The organism is Paracoccus sp. (in: a-proteobacteria) (genome assembly GCF_047973135.1).
Lineage (GTDB): Bacteria > Pseudomonadota > Alphaproteobacteria > Rhodobacterales > Rhodobacteraceae > Paracoccus.
On the sequence record NZ_JBKEBL010000002.1, the window covers coordinates 1 to 21,920 of the forward strand.

At 62.2% G+C, this 21,920-nt stretch carries 21 protein-coding genes; 10 read left to right on the forward strand and 11 right to left on the reverse strand.

The features are described 5' to 3' along the window. Positions 1–646: 646 nt before the first annotated feature. The 9 genes from ACK5L9_RS00095 to ACK5L9_RS00135 all read right to left on the reverse strand — a co-directional run bounded on the left by ACK5L9_RS00095 (position 647) and on the right by ACK5L9_RS00135 (position 10,285). Positions 647–1,795, reverse strand: coding sequence for a Gfo/Idh/MocA family protein (locus ACK5L9_RS00095; RefSeq protein WP_416909408.1), 1,149 nt, complete (start codon positions 1,793–1,795; stop codon positions 647–649). Next, positions 1,795–2,850, reverse strand: coding sequence for a sugar phosphate isomerase/epimerase family protein (locus tag ACK5L9_RS00100; protein ID WP_416909409.1), 1,056 nt, complete (start codon positions 2,848–2,850; stop codon positions 1,795–1,797). Before ACK5L9_RS00100 ends, ACK5L9_RS00095 begins: the two co-directional genes overlap by 1 nt. A 26-nt stretch (positions 2,851–2,876) precedes the next feature. Next, a complete protein-coding gene (gene xylA / locus ACK5L9_RS00105; protein ID WP_416909410.1) occupies positions 2,877–4,172 on the reverse strand; it encodes a xylose isomerase in 1,296 nt (431 codons plus the stop codon). Between the two features lie 24 nt (positions 4,173–4,196). Then, positions 4,197–5,273: an ABC transporter ATP-binding protein gene (locus ACK5L9_RS00110; protein ID WP_416909411.1), complete on the reverse strand. Its 1,077-nt coding sequence runs from the start codon at positions 5,271–5,273 to the stop codon at positions 4,197–4,199. Then, a complete protein-coding gene (locus tag ACK5L9_RS00115; RefSeq protein WP_416909412.1) occupies positions 5,270–6,082 on the reverse strand; it encodes a carbohydrate ABC transporter permease in 813 nt (270 codons plus the stop codon). Before ACK5L9_RS00115 ends, ACK5L9_RS00110 begins: the two co-directional genes overlap by 4 nt. A gap of 11 nt (positions 6,083–6,093) precedes the next feature. Beyond that, the gene (locus ACK5L9_RS00120) at positions 6,094–6,996 is read right to left on the reverse strand and encodes a carbohydrate ABC transporter permease (protein ID WP_416909413.1); all 903 of its coding nucleotides are present in this window, start codon (positions 6,994–6,996) and stop codon (positions 6,094–6,096) included. A 78-nt stretch (positions 6,997–7,074) separates the two neighbouring features. Beyond that, the gene (locus ACK5L9_RS00125; RefSeq protein ID WP_416909414.1) at positions 7,075–8,280 is read right to left on the reverse strand and encodes an ABC transporter substrate-binding protein; all 1,206 of its coding nucleotides are present in this window, start codon (positions 8,278–8,280) and stop codon (positions 7,075–7,077) included. Positions 8,281–8,318: 38 nt separating this feature from the next. Next, the gene (locus tag ACK5L9_RS00130) at positions 8,319–9,251 is read right to left on the reverse strand and encodes a sugar phosphate isomerase/epimerase family protein (RefSeq protein WP_416909415.1); all 933 of its coding nucleotides are present in this window, start codon (positions 9,249–9,251) and stop codon (positions 8,319–8,321) included. 11 nt (positions 9,252–9,262) lie between these two features. Then, positions 9,263–10,285, reverse strand: a complete 1,023-nt coding sequence (locus ACK5L9_RS00135; RefSeq protein ID WP_416909416.1) for a Gfo/Idh/MocA family protein — start codon at positions 10,283–10,285, stop codon at positions 9,263–9,265. 139 nt (positions 10,286–10,424) lie between these two features. Between ACK5L9_RS00135 and ACK5L9_RS00140 the strand changes: the two genes are divergently transcribed. Next, positions 10,425–11,441, forward strand: a complete 1,017-nt coding sequence (locus ACK5L9_RS00140) for a LacI family DNA-binding transcriptional regulator (RefSeq protein WP_416909417.1) — start codon at positions 10,425–10,427, stop codon at positions 11,439–11,441. Positions 11,442–11,462: 21 nt separating this feature from the next. Here ACK5L9_RS00140 and ACK5L9_RS00145 read toward each other — a convergent pair whose 3' ends face one another. Then, a complete protein-coding gene (locus ACK5L9_RS00145) occupies positions 11,463–12,689 on the reverse strand; it encodes an FAD-dependent oxidoreductase (RefSeq protein ID WP_416909418.1) in 1,227 nt (408 codons plus the stop codon). Positions 12,690–12,938: 249 nt separating this feature from the next. Between ACK5L9_RS00145 and ACK5L9_RS00150 the strand changes: the two genes are divergently transcribed. Next, positions 12,939–13,937, forward strand: coding sequence for a M10 family metallopeptidase C-terminal domain-containing protein (locus ACK5L9_RS00150; protein WP_416909419.1), 999 nt, complete (start codon positions 12,939–12,941; stop codon positions 13,935–13,937). A gap of 84 nt (positions 13,938–14,021) precedes the next feature. Here the strand turns inward: ACK5L9_RS00150 and ACK5L9_RS00155 are convergent, their stop codons facing one another. Beyond that, entirely contained in the window at positions 14,022–14,630 is a 609-nt protein-coding gene (locus ACK5L9_RS00155) for a hypothetical protein (RefSeq protein WP_416909420.1), read from the reverse strand. Positions 14,631–14,769: 139 nt separating this feature from the next. On the opposite strand from ACK5L9_RS00155, the gene fghA reads away from it, so the two are divergent. The 8 genes from fghA (at position 14,770) to ACK5L9_RS00195 (ending at position 21,902) form a co-directional block, all read left to right on the forward strand. Then, complete coding sequence (gene fghA / locus ACK5L9_RS00160; protein ID WP_416909421.1) at positions 14,770–15,621, forward strand: S-formylglutathione hydrolase; 852 nt, start codon at positions 14,770–14,772, stop codon at positions 15,619–15,621. A 172-nt stretch (positions 15,622–15,793) separates the two neighbouring features. Beyond that, positions 15,794–17,596: a methanol/ethanol family PQQ-dependent dehydrogenase gene (locus ACK5L9_RS00165; RefSeq protein ID WP_416909422.1), complete on the forward strand. Its 1,803-nt coding sequence runs from the start codon at positions 15,794–15,796 to the stop codon at positions 17,594–17,596. A 72-nt stretch (positions 17,597–17,668) separates the two neighbouring features. Continuing rightward, positions 17,669–18,199 carry a c-type cytochrome, methanol metabolism-related gene (locus ACK5L9_RS00170; RefSeq protein WP_416909423.1) on the forward strand — a complete coding sequence of 177 codons (531 nt, stop codon included), beginning with the start codon at positions 17,669–17,671 and terminating at the stop codon, positions 18,197–18,199. Beyond that, on the forward strand, positions 18,180–19,019 hold the full coding sequence (locus tag ACK5L9_RS00175) for a substrate-binding domain-containing protein (protein ID WP_416909424.1): 840 nt from the start codon (positions 18,180–18,182) through the stop codon (positions 19,017–19,019). The genes ACK5L9_RS00170 and ACK5L9_RS00175 overlap by 20 nt, the downstream gene beginning before the upstream one ends. Further along, positions 19,016–19,570 carry a PQQ-dependent catabolism-associated CXXCW motif protein gene (locus ACK5L9_RS00180; protein ID WP_416909425.1) on the forward strand — a complete coding sequence of 185 codons (555 nt, stop codon included), beginning with the start codon at positions 19,016–19,018 and terminating at the stop codon, positions 19,568–19,570. Before ACK5L9_RS00175 ends, ACK5L9_RS00180 begins: the two co-directional genes overlap by 4 nt. 78 nt (positions 19,571–19,648) lie before the next feature. Continuing rightward, positions 19,649–20,392, forward strand: coding sequence for an ABC transporter permease (locus tag ACK5L9_RS00185; RefSeq protein WP_416909448.1), 744 nt, complete (start codon positions 19,649–19,651; stop codon positions 20,390–20,392). Further along, entirely contained in the window at positions 20,389–21,108 is a 720-nt protein-coding gene (locus ACK5L9_RS00190; RefSeq protein ID WP_416909449.1) for an ABC transporter ATP-binding protein, read from the forward strand. The genes ACK5L9_RS00185 and ACK5L9_RS00190 overlap by 4 nt, the downstream gene beginning before the upstream one ends. After that, positions 21,105–21,902 carry an ABC transporter permease gene (locus ACK5L9_RS00195; RefSeq protein WP_416909426.1) on the forward strand — a complete coding sequence of 266 codons (798 nt, stop codon included), beginning with the start codon at positions 21,105–21,107 and terminating at the stop codon, positions 21,900–21,902. Before ACK5L9_RS00190 ends, ACK5L9_RS00195 begins: the two co-directional genes overlap by 4 nt. Positions 21,903–21,920 lie beyond the last annotated feature (18 nt).

Here is a 21,920-nt window from a genome sequence, read left to right on the forward strand (position 1 = left end):
CGGCGCTCGATCTCCCGCAACAGCATCAGCCCAGCGTCGGAACTCATGTCGGCACCCTCAAATCCGAGCAGGACCTGCTTGCCATTGACCGGTGACAAACACAGACGAGAGGGTGTAGAAACATCCATGGTGAGGCTCGGCATCCTGAAGAACTGCGGCTTTGGGTGTAGGAACCATAAAACTACAACACTTCAAGTAGTTAAGCCAGTCTCACCAACTCCTCATGCATAATTCGGGTTAACATTGCCGAGCGCGCCAGGGCCACACTGAACGGGCCCTGAACCGCTTTCTGTTCCGGCGGATGGTCCGGTACTCGGCGATCACGGGGGCGGCCATTCACGAAAGCGGTGGCGCTCGCATGGGGAAAAGCCCGGAAAACTAGGTTCTGAACCCGTGGAACCAGTGCTGGGAGGCACCAAACCTGATCGTCACCGATGCCAGCGCCTTTGTCGGGGGTGGTGTGACGGGAACGACGCTGACCCTGATCGCCATGACCCTGCGCGCCTGCCGACATCTGGCGGCAGGAATGTCTGCGGGCCGCCTGTAGCGCGGTGGACCCAACGTTGCATCCTTTGGCATCTTTACGTTTACGTCAGCCCGGTTTCGAACCGGGCTGACAGGAAAGCGGTCGTTCCGTCGGGCCGCGTCAACCCGGCAGTTGTACCCAACCCGCATTCGCCGCCGATGACTGCACGCAGGCGCGGACGAAAGCCATGCCGGCCATGCCCTCGGCGATGCCTGGCAATGCGCCCATGGCCCCGGCGCGAGGGGTGCCAGACTGGACCGCGCGGATTGCATCGGCGGCGGCGGTGTAGAGATTGGCGAAGCCCTCCAGATAGCCCTCGGGATGGCCGCCCGGAATGCGGCTGACGGCGTTGGCGGCATCGCTGGCCCCGGCACCCATCCGGCGGATCAGCCGGGGCGGCTGGCCCAGAGGGGCGTGGCGCAGGTAGTTCGGATCCTCTTGCGCCCATTCCAGCCCGCCCTTGTCGCCATAGACGCGCAGGCGCAGCGCGTTTTCATTGCCGGGCGCCACCTGCGAACACCACAGCATGCCGCGCGCACCGCCGTGAAAACGCAACATCACGTGGCCGTTATCATCCAGTGCACGGCCCGCGCCAAAGGATTGCAGATCGGCGGCCAGTTCGGCCCCCTGCAACCCGGTCACGAAACAGGCGAGGTTATAGGCATGCGTCCCGATGTCGCCCGTCGCCCCGCCCGCGCCGGAACGGGCCGGGTCGGTGCGCCATTCGGCCTGTTTCACCCCCGCCGCCTCAAGGTTTTCGGTCAGCCAGTCCTGCGGATATTCGACCTGCACGACGCGGATTTCGCCAAGAGCACCTTCTGCCACCATCTGATGCGCCTGCCGGATCATCGGGTATCCGGTGTAGTTATGGGTCAGGATGAACAGCGCGGATGACGCGGCGACGGTCTGTTCCAGCGCTGTCGCATCCTCCCATGTCGAGGTCAGGGGCTTGTCGCAGATCACATGGATGCCGCGTTCCAGAAACGCCCTTGCCGCCGGATAATGGACATGGTTCGGCGTGACGATGGACACAGCCTCGATCCCGTCCGGGCGCGCGGCCTCGGCCTCGGCCATTTCGGCGAAGGAACCATAGCTGCGCGCCGGATCCAGCCCAAGCGCGGCCGCGCTGTCGCGGGCCTTGTCCGGGGTCGAGGACAGCGCCCCCGCCACCAGTTCGAAACGGTCGTCGATGCGGCTTGCGATGCGGTGCACGCCGCCGATGAAGGCGTCGGCACCGCCGCCGACCATTCCCAGCCTGATCCGTGCCATTATCCGATCCCCAGCATTCTGCGGTTGCGTGCCTGATCCGCCCTGCCATCGACGAAATCGTCAAAGGCATGCGGCGTGACGCGGATGATGTGATCCTTGACGAATTGCGCGCCTTCGCGGGCACCGTCCTCGGGGTGCTTCAGGGCGCATTCCCATTCGACGACCGCCCAACCGTCGAAATCATTTGCCGCCATTTTCGAGAAGATCGCCCCGAAATCGACCTGACCGTCGCCAAGGCTGCGGAACCGCCCGGCGCGGTTGACCCAAGACTGATAGCCGCCATAGACACCCTGCCGACCGGTCGGGTTGAATTCGGCATCCTTGACGTGGAACATCTTGATCCGTTCGGCATAAATGTCGATATGATCAAGATAATCAAGGCATTGCAGAACGTAATGCGAGGGGTCGTACAGCATGTTGCAGCGCGCATGCCCGTTCAGCCGTTCCAGGAACATTTCGAATGTGACGCCGTCATGCAGATCCTCCATCGGGTGAATCTCATAGCACAGATCGACGCCGCATTCCTCGGCGTGATCAAGGATCGGACGCCAGCGCCGCGCCAGTTCGTCAAAGCCCTGTTCCACCAGCCCCTCGGGGCGCTGCGGGAAGGGATATAGAAAAGGCCAGCACAGCGCGCCGGAAAAGGTCACATGTGCGCCAATGCCAAGGTTCCGCGACGCGCTGAGGGCCTTTTTCACCTGCCCGGCGGCCCATTCGGCGCGCTCGCGCGGTTTGCCCTGCACCTCGGGCGCGGCAAACGGATCGACCCATTCGTCAAAGGCCGGATGAACCGCGACAAGCTGGCCGATGACATGGGACGAAAGTTCAGTCACTTCGATGCCATTCGCGCGTGCTTGCCCGGCCCATTCGTCGCAATAGTCCTTTGACGCTGCCGCCTTGTCCAGATCGATCAGCCGCGCGTCCCAGACCGGAACCTGCACCCCCAGATAGCCGCAATCTGCGGCCCAACGGGTGATTGAATCCCAGGAATTGAATGGCGCCTCATCGCCAGCGAATTGCGCCAGGAACAGTCCCGGTCCCTTGATGGTCTTCATGGTTCCTCCTCTCTTGCCCGCTTTTGTCAGACAAAGCGGTTGACGATATTCTCCAGCATCTCTTGTCGGCCCGAGCGGGGCTGCGGATCGATGCCGTTCGCCTCGACCCGGTCGGCAATACTGGCCAGATCGCTGTGCAGCATCGCCTGTGCCTCGGGGCTTTGCCAGCCGGAATAGCGGTCCTGACGCATCTTTTCCAGCCGCCCGTCCTCCAGCATCGCTGCGGCGGCGATCAGCCCGCGCGCGCAGACATCCATCGCCCCTGCATGCGCGGCCAGCAAATCCTGCGGGTCCAGGGACTGACGGCGCAGCTTGGAATCGAAATTCGTGCCACCCGTGGTAAATCCGCCGGCCTTGAGGATTTCGTAATAGGCCAGCGCAACCTCGGGGACGTTATTGGGGAACTGGTCGGTATCCCAGCCGGACTGGTAATCGTTGCGGTTCATGTCGATCGAACCGAACACACCAAGAGCCGAGGCCAGCGCGATTTCGTGTTCGAAGGAATGACCCGCAAGGACCGCGTGGCCCTGTTCGATGTTCAGCCTGACCTCTTTTTCAAGGCCAAAACGTTGCAGAAAGCCAAAGACCGTCGCCACGTCGTAATCATATTGATGCTTGGCCGGTTCCTGTGGTTTCGGTTCGATCAGGATCGTGCCCTTGAAGCCGATCTTGTGTTTGTAATCGACCACCATCGACAAAAAGCGGCCCATATGGTCCAGTTCCTGCCCCAGATCGGTGTTCAGCAGCGTCTCGTACCCCTCGCGGCCGCCCCACAGCACGTAATTCGCCCCGTTCAGCCGGTGGGTGGCGTCCATGCACAACCTGACCGTTGCGGCGGACCAGGCGAATACGTCAGGATCCGGGTTCGTCGCTGCGCCCGACATGAAACGGCGGTTCGAGAACAGGTTGGCCGTGCCCCATAGAAGCCGGGTCTTTGAACGCTCCATCCGTGCGGCGAAAATGTCGATGATTTCTTCGAAATTGCGGCGGCTTTCGGCGAAACTCGTGCCCTCGGGGCGGATGTCGGCATCGTGGAAGCAGAAGAACGGCGCGCCAAGCAGGTCGAACATGTCAAAGGCCACATCGGCCTTGAGCCGCGCGTGATCCATGCTGTCGCCGAACCATGGCCGGTCAAAGGTCTGTCCGCCGAACGGATCGCCACCGGGCCATGCAAAGCTGTGCCAATAGGCGACAGCAAAGCGCAGGTGATCCTCAAGCCGCTTGCCCATCACCACGCGGTCCGGGTTGTAATGGTGGAAACACAGCCCCTCGCCATCCGGGTCAAAGCGCAGCGGTCCGAGATTTCCGAAAAAGTCTGACATGGGTTCTGGTCCTTTCAGCGGCGTTCAATGCAGCAGCGCGGCTTCGGTATCGCGCGCGAACAGGTGGACATGGGCCGGGTCGATGCTGACGCGAACCCGGCCTCCGGCGGTATCGGGCAGACGGAACGGCGCGCTGACAAGAATTTCCGGGTCGGTCGCGCTGAGAACATAGCTGGTCGAGCCGGTACGTTCGACAAACCCGACCTCGAAGTCAATGACATTCCCCGCAGAATCGTCTGTCACGATCAGATGTTCGGGACGCAGCCCGACAATGACATCTTCGCCCGGCTGGCGCTGTCCGGGAAAGCCGATCACCGGACGCCCCGGCAGGTCCAGCGTGACCGAGCGCCCGTCCCCGGCCACCACCCCGTCGACGAAATTCATCGCGGGCGATCCGATGAACCCCGCCACAAAGCGGTTCGCGGGCCGGTCGTACAGATCCAGCGGTGCGCCCTGTTGTTCGATCAGCCCGGCGCGCATCACCACCACCTTGTCAGCCATGGTCATCGCCTCGATCTGGTCATGGGTGACATAGACCGAGGTTGCGCCAAGCCGGTTGTGAAGCTGCCTGATCTCGGACCGCATATGGACGCGCAGAGCGGCATCCAGGTTGGACAGGGGTTCGTCGAACAGGAACGCCTTCGGGTTGCGGATGATCGCCCGGCCCATCGCCACGCGCTGACGCTGCCCGCCCGACAATTCGCGCGGATAACGGTCAAGCAACTGTTCCAACCCGGTGATCTTGGCGATATCGGCGACCGCGCTTTCCATGTCCGCCCGCGAGGCGCGTCGCAGCCGCATGGAATAGGTCAGGTTCGCGCGGACGGTCAGATGCGGATAAAGGGCATAGGACTGAAAGACCATCGCCAGATCGCGTTCGCGCGGTGCCTTGTCATTGACCACGTCGCCCGCGATCTTCAGCGTGCCGGAACTGATTCCCTCAAGCCCGGCGATGGTACGCAAAAGCGTGGACTTGCCGCAGCCCGATGGACCGACCAGCGCCACGAATTCGCCGGGCGGGATCCGGATGCTCACGTCGCGCAGCGCGTGATAGGTGCCGTAATATTTCTCGATATGTTCCAGTTCGATCTGAAAGGTCATTTCAGGGCTCCTGATGTCAGGCCGCTGACGATCTGGCGTTGCAGCAGGACAAAGATGATGAGGATAGGGGTCACGTAGATGGCCGAATAGGTCATGACACCCGACCAGTCCGAGGTATTCGGCCCCATGAAGCTTTGCAGCCCCACAGTCGCGGGTTGCAGCGCGCGTTGGGTGATCAGCGACCGGGAATAGACGTATTCGCCGAAAGATTGCAGAAAGATCAGCACCGATGTGACCAGAATGCCATTGCGCGCAAGCGGCACGATGATGGTCAGAAACGCCCCGATCCGCGAATTGCCATCGACCAGCGCCGCCTCTTCCAGTTCCCTTGGAACCTGAATGAAGGTCGCGCGGCACAGCACGATATACAGAGGCACCACCTTGGCCGCCTGCGCCAGAATGACGGCAAGGCGCGGATATTCGTTCAGCCCGACCTGATTGAAGGCCACAAAGATCGGCGTGATCATCAGCGACGAGGGCAGCACCTGCATCATCAGCACGATGAACAGCACCGCATCCATCCAGCGGTTGCGGATCCGCGCCAGCACATAGGCGCAGCCCGTGCCGATGACCACAACGATCAGCGTCACCCCGAAGGCGATGACGACCGAGTTCCAGATAAAGCTGTCCATCTTCAGCCGCGTCCAGACCTCGACCACAGTCCATTGCGGATCATGCGGCCAAAGGGTTGGCGGGTTCTGGAAAATCTCGGTCCCCGATTTCAGTGCGGTGACATACATCCAGTACAGCGGAAACAGGTAGACCGCGACAAAGACCAGCGCCAGCGCCAGCAAGCCATAGCGTTTCATGGTCATCCCTTTCATGCGACATGCTCATGACGGGTCGAGCGCACATAGATCGCCGCGACGAAGATGACGAAAAAGATCATCAGCACCGAAATGACCGAGCCGACGCCGATTTCGTAATATTGGAACGACAGCTGCCAGCTCCAGTATTGAAAGACATTCGAGGCGTTGGACGGCCCGCCCTGCGTCAGCGCGGCGAACAGGTCGAACTGTTGCAGGGTAAAGATGACCCCCAGCGAAATCACCGCGCCCAGTTGCGCCCGCATCAGCGGCAGGGTGATGGTGAAAAACCGCTGGATGCGGGTCGCGCCGTCCATCTGCGCGGCCTCATAGACATCTTCGGGGATGCCTGCCAGGCCGACCGACAGCAGGATCATGTTGAAGGGCACGCCCAGCCAGATATTCGCGATGATCACCGAATACAGCGTCACATCCGGGTCAGACAGCCAGAATATCTTGTCGCTGGTCAGGCCAAGCGACATCAGCGCGTGGTTCAGTACCCCGAAATCACCAGCGAAGATCCAGCTCCAGACAGCACCAACGACCAGCGCGGGCATGATCCAGCCCGCCAGGAACAGGCCGCGCAGCCAGGTGTTGCCGGGGAATTCAAGCTGAAAGAACATGGCCAGCCCGAACCCGATGACCAGTTGCGCGGCGACCGACAGGCCGACGAATTTCACCGTATTGAGAAAAATTCCCCAAGCCGCAGGGCGGCCAAGCACGTCGCGGTAATTGTCCAGCCCGACATAGGGGCGGTCGAACGAGGCCAGCGAAAACAGATCCACCGACTGAAACGACATGATCACATTATATGCCAGCGGAAAGGCCGAAAAGAGAACGAGATAGCCAAGGGCGATCACCACGAGCATCGTGTCGAAGCCCGCACCATCCCGAAAGGTGTTCTTGAAGCGCAGCACGGTTGTTTCCTTCCGTTGCACAGGATTGCAAAGCGGGTTCACCAGCCGGGGCGCAGGTGCACGCCCCGGCTGGCCGGATCACTTTTTCAGGACGGAATCGATCCGGTTCTGCGCGGCGGCCAGCGCGTCCTCGGCCGTGGCCTGTCCCGTCAGCGTGCTTTGGATCGCCGTCTGGATCGCCTGAGAGATGCGAGGCCAGTCGTGATGCGGGCCGCGATTGCGGGCGTATTTCATCGATTCCGCAAAGACGGCGTAAATCTCGGGGTATTTGGGATCAACCACTTCGACATCCGAGGCAGGAAGATAGCCGAACTCGTTCCAGACGCGATTCATGTTCTGATACAGGAATTCAAGGAACATGAACGCCTCGTCCGGGTTGTCGGAACTGGCAAGGATCACATTATCCCCCTCGCCCAGGGCCGAGGCGCGTTCGGCCCCTTCTTCCGGCACCGGCAGCAGCGTCGCGCGAAATTCGAACTTGGCCTCGGAACTCATCCGGGGCAATTCCCACGGGCCGGAAATCGACATGGCGGCGGAACCCGCGTTGAAAGTGCCGGTCGAATCCCACTGGCCCCGGATCAGCGTGTCGGGCGAGGCGATTCCTTCGTCGATAAAGGATTTCCACAGGTTCAGCGCACGCGCCGCGCCAGGGGTGTTGATGTTGTCGTAATCGCCGCCGGTCATCTGCACCCAGGGCAGGAACTGGAACGTGCCTTCCTCGGTCGCGACGGCGGAAAAGGCCAGACCATAGACCCCGGCCTCGCGATTGGTCAGGGCCTTGGCGGCAGTGTAAAGATCGTCCCAGGTCTTTGGCGGGTTGTCCGGGTCCAGCCCGGCGGCGCGGTACATGTCGGCATTGTAATACAGAGCAATGGTATTTGCCCCGCGCGGCAGCCCGTAAATCTTGCCGTCATAGGTCACGGATGCGCGCGGGCCGGGAAAGATGTCGTCGGGATGCACGATGCCGGACGCCTCGATATAGGGCGTCAGGTCCAGCAATAACCCGCGAGAGGCGAACAGAGCCACCTCGGGATTGTCGATATAGGTGATGTCGGGCGCGTCGCCCGCAGCCACACCGCGCGCCAGATCGTTGACCATGTCCTTGAACTGCACCGTCCGGACATTGATCTTGATGTCCGGGTGCTGCGCCATGAATTCGGCGGCCATGACATAGTGATATTCGCCCGGATCGTCGATGGTCCACAGATTCAACTCGCCCGCATGGGCGGTGGCGGTCAGTGCGACAAGTCCTGTCGTCGCAAGCGCGGCAGCTTTGAATGTCATTGTCTTTCCTCCTCCTGGACAGTTTTTCAGAGATCCGCCTACAGCAGCGACGGATCCCCGCCCTCGTATTTTCCGGCGACGGGCATGAAGGCCCCGCCCCGGCAGTTCCGCAGATGGTTCAGCGCGTGGATCTGACCGGTCATTTCCAGTTCGTCGCGATAAACGGGGTCGTGCCAGCCCTCAATGTCGATGGCACCGCGATACCCGGCAAGGCGCAGTTCGCTGATGATGTCGGTCCAGTTGCTGTCACCGAAACCCGGCGTGCGCATAAAGACGAAAGGGTGCTTGCCGAAAATGCCGTGTTCGCGGATCACGTCGCGGCGGACGGTGGCGTCCTTGCCGTGGACGTGGAAAATCTTGTGCGCCCATTTGCGGATCTGCGGCAGCGGGTCGATCAGATAGACAAGCTGGTGGCAGGGTTCCCATTCAAGGCCCAGATTGTCGTCGGGCGTTTCGTTGAACATCATCTCCCATGCGTCGGGATTATGCGCGATGTTCCAGTCGCCGGTCTGCCAGTTGCCGTCCATCGCGCAATTCTCGAACGCGATGCGGACGCCCTTGTCGGCGGCCCGTTTCGCCAGTTCGGACCAGATTTCGCGGTATCGCGGCAGGCTGTCGGGCAGCGGGCGACCGCGCAGACGGCCGGTGAACCCGGCCACGCAGGTCGCGCCGAAATGATGGGCGTTGTCGATGCAGTCCTTCCAGCCTTGCAGGGCTTCCAGATCCAGCGCATCGGTTTCCAGCGGATTGCCGAACATCCCAAGCGTCGAGATGGTGATGTCACGGTCGCCGATGGCCTCGCGGCAACGCCTGCCCAGTTCGGCCAGATCCTGACCGCCCGTGGTCTGCCAGAAGAAGGGTTCAAAGCTTTCAAAGCCCAGATCGGCGATTTCGCCGATACGGCTGGCGGCATCGGTGCCGGTCGCGGCGACCATTGTGCCGATGCGAATGGATTTGGCCGGGTCGGACATCAGGGAACCTTTCAGGATTCGACGGGAACGAATGTGCCCCGCCGGACGCTGTCGATGGCGGCAAGGGTCATGGCGAGGCTGTGAAAATTGTCGCGGCTGTCGGACAGGGGTGCCTGTCCGGTCAGCCGCGCGTCAAGGAAATCGGCGATCACGCCCGCATGGCCCTGAAATGGCAGCGGACTTGTCAGCGCGGGCACGTCAACCGGCGTCATTGCGGCCAGCAGCCCGTCGCGTTCGCCCGGAACCTCGGCCCGGAACCCCTCGTTCCCGTCCCAGATCAGCGTGCCTTTCGATCCGACCATGCGCCAGCTTGCTTCCCAGCTTGTCGGGGCACCTTCGGCGCACCATGACCCGCGATAGCTGAACGTCACGCCCCCTTCGCAATCGAACAAAGCGGCGGCGCTGGCTCCGCTGCGATACCAGGAATGGCGCGGATTGCTTTCCAGGCAGACGACCCGCCGGGGCCGGACACCGGCAACGAAACGCGCCGCGTCAAAGGTGTGGATGGCCATATCATGCAGCAGGACATGGGCCATTTCTTCGCGGAAACCACCGAAATGGGGGGCGATGAAGAAATCGCAGTGCACCTCGGCCACCTCGCCGATGGCGCCGCTGTCCAGAAACGCCTTTGCCCGACGGATCCCGGTCAGAAAGCGGCGGTTCTGCACGATGGCATGCAGTCGGCCATGCGCGTTCCGCAGTTCCAGCAGGTGCCGCGCCTCGGTCAGGCTTCCGGCCATCGGCTTTTCCGAAAGCACGTCGCAACCGGCGGCAAAGGCCGTTTCGACGACCTGCGCGCGGGCTGAAGGCACGACGATGTCAAAGACCATGTCGGGCCGTACTTGTTTCAGCACAGCGTCCAGAGCGGTTCCCGTTACTGCATCGGCGGTCCCTGCCTGTTCCGCGCGGCGGCGCGCAAGTTCCGGGTCCAGATCGACGAAGCCGACCAGCGAAACCTTGTCGCCAATTTCCGCGATGGCCCGCAGCCAACCTTCCGACATGGCCCCGCAACCCACCATAACAGCAGTCTGCATGCTTCCCCCCGATTTCCCGCGCGATCTTACCCTGTCATCACTCGCGCCGGGTTCCGTAAACGTTTACGAAAGTAGATAGAGGCACGTGTTTGTGTCAAGGGGATATTTGAAGCGGACCCGAGAAAACCGGATTTCAGTTGTGAACATCAAAGACCTTGCCCGCCATCTTGACCTGTCCATCGGCACGGTGTCGCGGGCGCTGAACCAGAAGCCCGATGTCAGCGAGGCCACGCGCAAGCGGGTTCTGGATGCGGCGTTGAAGCTGGGCTATTCGGCCAATGCGTCGGGCCGGTCGCTGCGGCGCGGCTCGACCCAGACCATTGGTTTCCTGCTGGAAACGGGCATTTCCGACATGCGCGCGGGAGACAGCTTTTTCATGCGCGTCATTGATGCGATGCAGGCCCATCTTGACGCCGAAGGCTATGACCTGATCATCCTGCCCTGCAATTCGAACCTCGATTCGACCGAGTTTCTGCGCCGTCTGATCGCGCGCGGCATCGCCGAGGCTATTGTCGTGACCGCGACCAAGCGCGAGGATCCACGGATCGAACTGCTGTTGCAATCGCATCTGCCGTTCCTGACCCTTGGGCGCACTGCGCAAGAGGATCGGCATCCCTGGATAGACCTGGATTTCGAAGGTTTCATCGCCACCAGCTTTGATCTGCTTGCGGCGCGGGGGCACCGGCGCATCGCCATGACCTATTCTATCCGCGAGTCGAATATCTGCCATCTGTTGCGCAACGCCTTTGCCGCCGCCCATGCCCGGCACGGCCTGCCTTTCGATCCCGGACTTGCGCTGCATTGCGAAAGCAACGAATTTGGCGGCAGCACGGCGACGCGCGACATTCTTGCCATGCCGGACCCGCCGACCGCGGTGATTTTCAGTTATGAATCCATGGCCATCGGCGCGTATGCGGCGCTGGCCGAGGCGGGAAAGACGCCGGGGCCGGACCTGTCCATCGTCACCCTGCGCAAAAGCCGCCAGCTTCGGTTCATCGACCCTCCGGTCACGGCGTTCGAGATTGATCTGGCCGGGCTTGGCCACGCGCTTGGGGCACAGATCCTGCGCTGCATGCGCCGGGAAACCCCCATGACCCGCATCATCTGGCCGCAAAAGCTGATCCTGACGGCAAGTGTCGCGCCGGTTGTTTTGTGATGTCCCGAACCCGGCCCCCGGTCAGCGCAGGATCGTCCGGGGCGCAAGCGCATGGCAAAGTTCGCTGTCCTCGCCGGCCATGGCTTCGGCCAGTATCCGTGCGGTGGTCGGGCCAAGGGTAAAGCCCTGATGGCCATGCCCGAAATTCACCCACAGCCCCCGCGTGCCGGGGACCGGGCCAACCATCGGCAGCATGCCCGGAAGGCAGGGGCGGGTGCCAAACCACGGAGGTTCTCCGATTTCGGGGCCAGGTTCGATCAGATCCGTGATACGGGCTGCGGCATAGTCCAGTTGCCGGGGATCAGCCGGCGCATCCAGAGGCACAAGGGCCGCGCCAGTGGTCATGCGCAGCCCTTTGGCCATCGACGCAAGAACGACTCCGTTATCGGCGTCAAGAAAGGGCCGCCCCGGCCTGCGTGGCGCGTCGTAATGGCGGTGATAGCCGCGTTTCAGCACCATTGGTACCTTGATCCCGAAGCGGCGCAGAAACATCCCTGACCATGGACCGAGGCACAGCACGACCGCCTCTGCCGTGACATCCGTGCCAAGCCGCCAGCCTGTCCGTGCCGGGCTTAGACTGCGGGCGTCGGCCCGGATGATCCTGCCGCCGCGACGGCTGAACAGCCCCGCATAGGCAGTCACAAGCCCGCCGGGATCCGACACGCTCCAGCTATCCGGGTAGTGGACCGCGCCAGCGGGTGCCTTGCGCAGGGCAGGTTCCTCGCGCTGCCAGTCGCTGCCCGCGAGCGCGCGAAACGCGATGCCATATCGGTCGGCCAGCCGGGCGGCGCTGGCTGCCTCGACCTCGAAGGCCCGCATGCGGCGAAACACGATCGCCAGACCGTCACGGGTGATCAGGCTTTCCGATCCCGACGCGGCGATCAGCGGTGCGTGGTCGGCGGTCGCCCGCGTCACCATCTGCACATACACAGCCGAAGCGGCAGCATGCCGGACAGGGGCAGACGCGCGAAAATAACGCCACAGCGCCGGACCCATCGCCAACAGACCAGCGAGGTTCCAGACCACGTCGTTACCCAGACCAAGCGCATGGCGAAACAGGGAACCGGCATCGCGCGGAAAGGCATAGGGCTCGGCCGCTTCGGCCTGAATGACGCCGGCATTGCCAAAGCTGGTTTCGCGCCCAGGTTCGGTCCGGTCGGCAAGTGTGACGGCATGCCCCCGCGCCTGCAACGCCAGCGCCGTGCTGACCCCGACCATTCCCGCCCCGAGAACCAGGATTTCCGCCATTGACCCGCCTTTCCGGTTTTCGTGGAAATCTGCGCAATTCATCGAAGAAATGCCCCGCCGCAGAATATTGACCCTGCGCGAATATCCGCGCAACCCCTGTGCAGTCATTTCACATCACGCTGACCAGAAACGAAAAAAGACAGAATTGACGCAGAGGAACAAGCAGTTGCGCAGAAACGGCCGCATCATTAGTCTGCACTAATCCGCAACGGATGCATATTTTTTAACCATTTGGTATGGGTTTTTTAAATGGCAGTCATTAGCACCGGGGTTGTATTCGCCCCCGAACTGGTAAGCTTCAGCGGCATTCTTGGCGAAGAGCAGACCACATATCAGTTCTTTGACAATCAGCAGGTTGATGGCGGTATGCCGGGTTATAACGACACCTGGGTCATGACCGGCATCAGGGGACCGCTTCCCGAGATCAATCAAGGCGAGCTTCCGCTGATCTTCTATGTGCAGGGCGACGATTTGCAGGTGGATGCCAGTGGTATGCTGACCGGCGGCACGGTGCGGTCGCTTTCGGTCGTGACGCCCATCTCGGAAACCCAGACGGTGCCCATCTATCTGATCGACCAGATCTCGGTGCCGGCAGCAGATTTTATCGCGGTCGCCAGTTCACCGCAGGCGGATGACGACCTGCGGATCTATAATGGCGAGCTGACGGGAAATGACATTTTCAACTTTGGCGACACTGATGACAAAGCGCTGGCTTTTGGCGGCGATGACCTGATGAATGGCGGCGGCGGCAACGACACGCTGAACGGCGGTAACGGGAATGACACGCTGAACGGTGGGGCTGGCGATGACGTGCTGCGGGGCAGGGCGAACAATGATCGCCTGAATGGCGGCGACGGGAATGACATCATCGTCGGCGGCGGCGGCAGGGACACCATGACCGGCGGCGAGGGACAGGATCTGTTCGCCTTCGCTTCGGTCGGCGACAGCAGCAACAGGTTCGGTGCGCGGGACCGGATCACGGATTTCACGCAGGGCGAAGACCGCATCGACCTGAGCGCCATTGACGCGAACCGCTCGACCGAAGGGGATGACGGGTTCCAGTTCCGCGGCGATGACGGATTGACCAGATCGGGCACAGGCGAAATCGCTTACCGGCATGTTGGCGGTTTTGCGAATTTCGACGAATATACGCTGGTCCGCGTCGATACCGATTCCGACCGGTGGCCCGAAATGACCATTCGGATCGAGGGACATGTCGATCTGACCGCAGAAGATTTCATCCTGTAATCCTGCCAAACTCAGCCGCGCGATTCCCTGGGGTCGCGCGGTAACTCATCGGCAGATCCACCCCGCCGGTACGCGGCTGGCCGTTCAATGCGCGGCTTGTTGCAGCATCTGCGCAACGGCGTAAAGCTGCTTTTCCAGCAGGGTCGGGGTTTCGCACAGATAGGTGATGGTCCGCTGCCGGTCGGTAAAGATGCGCTGGTCCCAGTCGATCTGTTCCTCCAGCCGGTCCACAAGATCGAAATCCGGACTCTCTTTCGCCAATTCACTGTCCATTCTGGCGCGCGCCGTGTCGATCTGGTCCGACAGGGTGATCTGACCCAGCGAAAATTCCCCGATCCCGGCGATGATCCGCGTGCGGCGGGCCGAGATCTCGTGAAATGTCTGTGCAAAGACCTGGGCCATCAGGGCGCGGTCGGGGCCATGGGCGTGGGCAAAATCCTGAATGGCGGCCTGCGCATCGCCGGGCGAGACCCGGCGCAGCGTCAGCAATTCGGCCAGCTCTGTGACGGCGGCGCGTGTTTCGGGCGCAAGTTCGGCGGGGGCGGGCGGTTCGGGCCACATCAGCCCCGGCGATAGCGCCCCGACCTTGCGCTGGATGCAGGGCCAGCTTGGATCCGAAAAATCCGCCGCCGCCAGCGGCACCGCACAGCTTATCAGGATGATCGCCGGAACAAGCCGGACAAGGGCCAGCATCTGGGTTCCCCCCGTTGCCACGTTCTTGCCAGTGAAGGGCCTAAACCGGTGCCGGGCAATACCCACCATTGGCTGTATTGTCGGCCAGCCGGACCCACACCCATACTTGTCCGACCTGACCGGGGAGGAAGGCGGGCGCGTGGAGATCGTAGCCGAAAATCGCAGTTTCGGAGGGGTGCAGGCCGTGTGTCGGCACGCGTCGGAAAGCTGTGCCTGTGACATGACCTTCGCGGTCTATCTGCCGCCCCAGGTTGAGGACGGGCCGGTGCCGGTGCTGTGGTTTCTGTCCGGGCTGACCTGCACGCATGAGAACGCCATGACCAAGGGCGGATTTCAGGAACATGCCTCGCGGCACGGGCTGGCGGTGGTGTTTCCCGACACCTCTCCGCGCGGCGAGGGCGTGGCCGATGACGAAGCCTATGATCTGGGGCAGGGGGCCGGCTTTTACGTGAACGCGACCCGCGATCCGTGGCGGTCGAATTTTCGCATGTACGATTATATCACGCAGGAATTGCGCGAGCTGGTCATGTCGCAAATGAATCTGCGCGACCGGCACGGCATCACCGGGCATTCGATGGGCGGGCATGGCGCGCTGACCATCGCGATCCGCAATCCCGACATCTATGACAGTCTGTCGGCCTTTGCGCCGATCACCCATCCGTCCCAGTCCGACTGGGGGCGCAGGCAGCTTTCCGCTTATCTGGGCGATGACGAAAGCTGCTGGGCGGCGCATGATGCTACGCTGCTGCTTGAGGAGTATGGCTGGAAGGGGGATCTGTTGGTGGATCAGGGCGCGGCCGATCAGTTTCTGGATCTGCTGAAACCCGAGATGCTGGCCGCGACCATGGCCCGCAGGCGTCAGCCCGGCAAGCTGCGGATGCAGAAGGGCTATGACCATTCCTATTTCTTTGTCAGCAGCTTTGCGGCGGATCACGTGGCTTGGCATGCGGAACGGCTGAACGGTGCGGGCGGGGGAAGGAACAGGCCATGACCCGCGACCTGATCCATCCGGCAACCTTGAACAGGGAGGTACGCTGACGTCACAGAAACTTGTCCCGCTTCGGCCCTTTGAATGGGGCGCTGGAACAGGACAGGCCGCAGCGAGGCCGTTCAGGACGCCGCCGCTGATGGAGCATTCCAAGAGAATTGATAGGGAGAGGAACATGAAAAAGCTGATGCTTTCAACTTCGGGGATCATTTGCTGCATCGCTTCGGCGGCGCTGGCGAATGACGATCTTGCGACACAGATTGCCAATCCGGCGCAATGGGCGATCCAGACCGGCGATTACGCCAACCAGCGCTATTCGACGCTGGATCAGATCAATGCCGAAAATGTGGGCGACCTGCAGGTTGCCTGGACATTCTCGACCGGGGTTCTGCGCGGGCACGAGGGTTCTCCTCTGGTGATCGGCGATACGATGTATGTGCATACGCCGTTTCCGAACGTGGTCTATGCGCTGGATCTGAACGAGGATGGCAAGATCAAGTGGAAATACACGCCGACGCAGAATGCCGATGTCATTGCGGTGATGTGCTGTGACACGGTTTATCGCGGTCTGGCCTATGCCGATGGCAAGGTGTTCCTGCATCAGGCGGATACCAAGCTGGTGGCTCTGGATGCCAATACCGGCGAAGTGGTCTGGGAGGTCATGAACGGCGATCCCACCAAGGGCGAGACGAACACCGCGACCGTGATGCCGGTCAAGGACAAGCTGATCGTCGGCGTCTCGGGTGGTGAATATGGCGTGCGCGGCTCGGTCACGGCCTATAGCATCGCCGATGGCTCGCTGCTGTGGCGGGCCTATTCCACCGGTCCGGATTCGGAAATTCTGTTCGACCCGGAAAACACCACCCATCTGGGCAAGCCCGTGGGCGCGGATTCGGGCCTGAACACCTGGGAAGGCGATCAATGGCAGATTGGCGGAGGTACCACATGGGGCTGGTATTCCTATGACCCCGAGGCCGATCTGATCTATTACGGGTCGGGCAACCCCTCGACCTGGAACCCCTCGCAGCGTCCGGGCGACAACCGCTGGTCGATGACCATCTTCGCCCGCGATCCCGATGACGGTATGGCAAAATGGGTCTATCAGATGACCCCTCATGACGAATGGGATTTCGACGGCGTCAACGAGATGATCCTGACCGATCAGGAAATCGACGGAACGATGCGCCATCTGCTGACCCATTTCGACCGGAACGGGCTTGCCTATACGATGGACCGCCTCACCGGCGAATTGCTGGTGGCCGAGAAATTCGATCCCGTGGTGAACTGGACGACCGGCGTGGACATGGATCCGGCTTCGGAAACCTATGGTCGCCCCGCCGTGGTGGCGCAGTATTCCACCGAACAGAACGGCGAGGATGTGAACACCACAGGCGTCTGCCCCTCGGCCCTTGGAACCAAGGACCAGCAGCCGGCGGCCTATTCGCCCAAGACGGCGACATTCTATGTGCCCACGAACCATGTCTGCATGGATTACGAGCCGTTCCGCGTCAGCTATACCGCCGGTCAGCCCTATGTGGGTGCGACCCTGTCCATGTATCCGGCGCCCGAAAGCCATGGCGGCATGGGCAATTTCATCGCCTGGGACAACCTGAAGGGCGAAATCAAGTGGTCGCTGCCGGAACAGTTCTCGGTCTGGTCGGGCGCGCTGGCGACGGCGGGGGACATCGTCTTTTATGGCACGCTTGAGGGCTATCTGAAGGCCGTCAGCGCCGAAACCGGTGAAGAACTGTACCGCTTCAAGACGCCGTCGGGGATCATCGGCAACGTGATGACCTTCGAACATGGCGGCAAGCAGTATATCGGCGTCCTGTCGGGCGTCGGTGGCTGGGCCGGGATCGGTCTGGCGGCGGGCCTGACCAACCCCAATGACGGGCTTGGCGCGGTGGGCGGCTATGCAGCGCTCAGCGATTATACGGCACTTGGCGGGCAGTTGACCGTCTTTGGCCTGCCGGGCTGATGCAAAGCGGGCTGGCGGAACCGGACGGTTCCGCCAGCCTCTTCGACCTTAGTATCCAGGACAATCAAGACCATGACCCGAAACCTGATCCTGATCGCGGCGGCTGCCCTGTATTTTCCGGTGGCTGGCGGCAGTCTGGCGAAAGAAATCCCGAAGGACGATCCGAATATTGCGATCGACCATGAAGAGGATGGACGCTATTACACGGCGGACGAGGTGCCGACCTTCAAGGTGGCCGAGGATGGCACCGTGGACTGGCCGACCTTTTCGGGCTTTCGCCGTTATCACGCCGAATGCCATGTCTGCCATGGCCCCGATGGCGAGGGTTCTACCTATGCGCCCGCGCTGAAGGACTCGGCGGTGAACATGGATTACTACGATTTCATCATGGTGGCGGTCGAGGGCCGTCAGAAAGTCGGCGCGTCAGACAATTCGGTCATGCCGGCCTTTGGCACCAATCCGAATGTGATGTGCTATCTGGACGACATCTATACCTATCTCAAAGCGCGCGGTGCCGGTGCCATCGACCGCGGTCGCCCCGCCAAAAAGGAAGCCAAGAGCGACGCCTTCACCGAGCATGAAAATGACTGCATGGGTTCGTGACCCCCTGCGGCTGGCAGCCTTGCTGATTGCCCTGGCCGCAGGGTCGGCGGGTGCGCAGACCTCGGATCTGGTGTCGGGGACCGGGTTCCGGGTCTGTGCCGATCCATCGGCCGATCCGGTCTCGATGCAGGACGGGTCGGGATACGAGAACCATCTGGCCGGTCTGATCGCGGGCCAGCTTGACCTGCCGGTGCACTATACCTGGTACCCGATGACCACGGGCTTTATCCGCAACACGCTGCGCGCCGGGAAATGCGACGTGGTGATGGGCTATGCGCAAGGGCACGAACTGGTGCTGAACACCAACCATTACATGACCTCGGTCTATACGCTGGTGGTTCCGGTGGATGGCCCTCTGGCGGGTGTCGAAACGCTGGCCGATCCGCGCCTGAAAGGGCTGACCGTCGGCGTCGTGGCGGGAACGCCCCCGGCGACGCATATGGCGCGCCATGGGCTGATCGCGGATGCGCGGCCCTATCATCTGGTGGTGGACAGCCGCCATGACAATTCCGCAAAGGCCATGCTGAACGACCTGGACGCGGGCGTGATCGACGCGGGCGTGTTGTGGGGGCCTCTGGCCGGGCCTCTGGCGCGGCGCGACCATCCGGGGTTGAAGGTCATCCCGCTGCTGAAGGAACAAGGCCCGCCGCGCATGTTCTATCGCATCACCATGGGCGTGCGGCAGGGTGAAAAGGTCTGGCAACGCCAGCTCAATTCGCTGATCCGCCGCAATCAGGACCAGATCAACGCGCTGCTGGCCGGGGCGGGGGTGCCGCTGGTCTCGGATATGGGTGATGCCTTGCTGGAGACTGCACAGTGAGCCGCGTCCTGGCCGCGCTGCTGCTGCTGTTACCCGCACCGCTTTGGGCCGAGGTGCCGGAACCTGCGGGCTATCGCATGGGTGAATACCGAACGCCGGTGCCTGCGACGCTGGCGGGGGCTGTGGTTGTCGATCCCGTCGCGGCGCATGAGCTGTGGCAGGGCGGCGGGGTCGCCTTTGTCGATGTGCTGCCGCTGGCCCCCAAACCCGCCAACCTGCCCGAAGGCACGATCTGGCGTGATAAACCGCGCCACTCGATCCCCGGAGCGATCTGGCTGCCCAATGTCGGCTATGGTGAGATCGCCGATGTGACGGATTCCTATTTCCGCGACGGGTTGGCGGGTGCGACGGGCGGGGATGCCGGTCATCCGTTGCTGTTCTTCTGCCTTGCCGATTGCTGGATGAGCTGGAACGCAGCAAAGCGTGCGCTGGAATATGGGTATCAGACAGTTTACTGGTTGCCCGAGGGCACCGATGGCTGGGCCCTTCAGGATTACCCGACCGAGGTGGTCAAACCGCACGAACCAATGTCGGGTTCGGTGGAGAACTAGGTGTACGCGTGGCGGGACGACGCATCCGCCGCCGGGAAAGGCGATCCGGTGCAGGGTGACAACCGGTCAGGTGGCGGGGTGGGCGGGCTTGCCGTCACCGCCCTGTCCGTGGTCGCGCTGCTGCTGATCTGGATCATTGCGGCCGCGCTGACCGCCGATGCGCTGATCCTGCCGCAGCCCTGGTCTCTGGCCGCGCCCTTCGTGGCCGAGATGCGGTCGGGCGCGCTGCCCTTGCATTTGGGTCGAACGCTGCTGCGGGTCATCTGGGCCTTTGTGCTGGCCATGGCGGCAGGCGCGACGCTTGGTCTGCTGATGGGGCGGAACCCGGCATTGAACCGCTGGCTGGATCCGTGGCTGGTGATTTTCCTGAACCTGCCCGCGCTGGTGCTGATCGTGTTGTGCTATCTGTGGATCGGTCTGACCGAGACCGCCGCCATCGCCGCCGTCGCCCTGAACAAGATCCCCAACGCCGCCACCGTTATCCGCGAGGGGGCCCGCGCGCTGGATCCGGCGCTGGATGCCATGGCGAGCGTTTATCGCATGCCGTGGTCCGCGCGGCTGCGCCATGTGGTGTTGCCGCAGCTTGCGCCCTTTATCGCCGCCGCCGCGCGATCCGGCGTCGCGGTGATCTGGAAAATCGTGCTGGTGGTCGAGTTTCTGGGTCGCCCCAATGGTGTCGGCTTTCAGATCCATCTGTATTTTCAGCTTTTCGATGTGCGGATGGTGCTGGTCTATGCGCTGTCCTTCATCGCGGTGATGCTGATGGTCGAATGGCTGATTCTGCAACCCTGGGAAAGGCGGGCACGGCAATGGCGGGCGTGACTGCGCTGTCCATATCGGGTCTGGGCTACAGTTATGGCCCTCGCCGTGCGCTGGACGGGATCAGTCTGACCCTGCGTCCGGGGCATTTCACCGCGCTGCTGGGGCCGAACGGTGCGGGAAAATCGACGCTGTTTGCGTTGCTGACCCGGCTGTTCGTCAGCCGCGAGGGGCATATCGCGGTCGCCGGTCACGACCTTGCCCGACAGCCGCGCGCGGCGCTGTCAAAGATTGGTGTTGTTTTTCAGCAACCCACGCTGGATCTGGACATGAGCGTGTCCATGAACATGCGCTATTTCGCGGCGCTGCACGGGCTGTCGGGGCGCGAGGCGGGCGGGCGCATCAATGCCGCGCTGGCGCGGCTGGACATGGCCGAACGCGCGGGCGAAAAGCTGCGCAGCCTGAATGGCGGCCACCGCCGCCGGATGGAGATCGCCCGCGCGCTGATCCACGATCCCCAGGTATTGCTGCTGGACGAACCCACCGTCGGGCTGGATTTCAAAAGCCGTCAGGCCATCGTCGATCATGTGCACCGGCTGGCCTTGGGCGGGCTGACGGTGTTCTGGGCCACGCATCTGGTCGATGAAATCCGCGACGCCGACGATGTGGTGGTGCTGCATCGGGGCCGCATACTGGCGCATGAAACCGCCGCCACCCTGCGCGGCGAGATGACGCTGGCAGCGCGGTTCATGAAGATGACCGACGAGGGGACGGAATGAGGCCCTGTCTGATCGCCCTGCTTGCCATCGTCACCCGCGAGGCGCTGCGCTTTATCCATCAGCGCGGGCGCTTTCTGTCGGCGCTGGTGCGGCCCCTTGTCTGGCTGGTGGTCTTTGCGGCGGGGTTTCGTGCCGCGCTTGGCGTGTCGATCATTCCGCCCTATCAGACCTATATCACCTACGAGGTTTATATCCTGCCCGGCCTCTGCGGGATGATCCTGCTGTTCAACGGTATGCAAAGCTCTTTGTCGCTGGTCTATGATCAGGAAACCGGCGCGATGCGGCTGTTGCTGACCTCGCCCCTGCCGCGCTGGTGGCTGCTGTTGTCGCGGCTGTTGGCCGGAGTGACCGTCTCGATCCTGCAAACCTGCTTTTTTCTGGCCATCGCCGCAGGTTTCGGGATCACCGTGCCGCTGGCGGGCTATGTCTGTGTTTTGCCCGCGCTGTTTTGCGGAGGGCTGATGCTGGGGGCGCTGGGGCTGCTGATTTCATCCACCATCCGGCAACTTGAGAATTTTGCCGGGGTGATGAATTTCGTCATCTTCCCGATGTTCTTTCTGTCCTCGGCCCTCTATCCGCTGTGGAAAATGGCGGAAAGCTCGCGGCTGCTGCGCGACATTTCGGCGCTGAACCCCTTTACCCACGCAGTCGAGCTGATCCGCTTTGCGCTGTATGAACAGTTCAACGGTACGGCGCTGTTATGGGTTGCAGCCAGCTTTGCCGTGTTTTTCGGGTTGGCATTGCTTGGCTATGACCCGGCCTACGGCATGACCCGGCGCAGAAAAGGTGGATAGCGGGGCGGAATCATGACC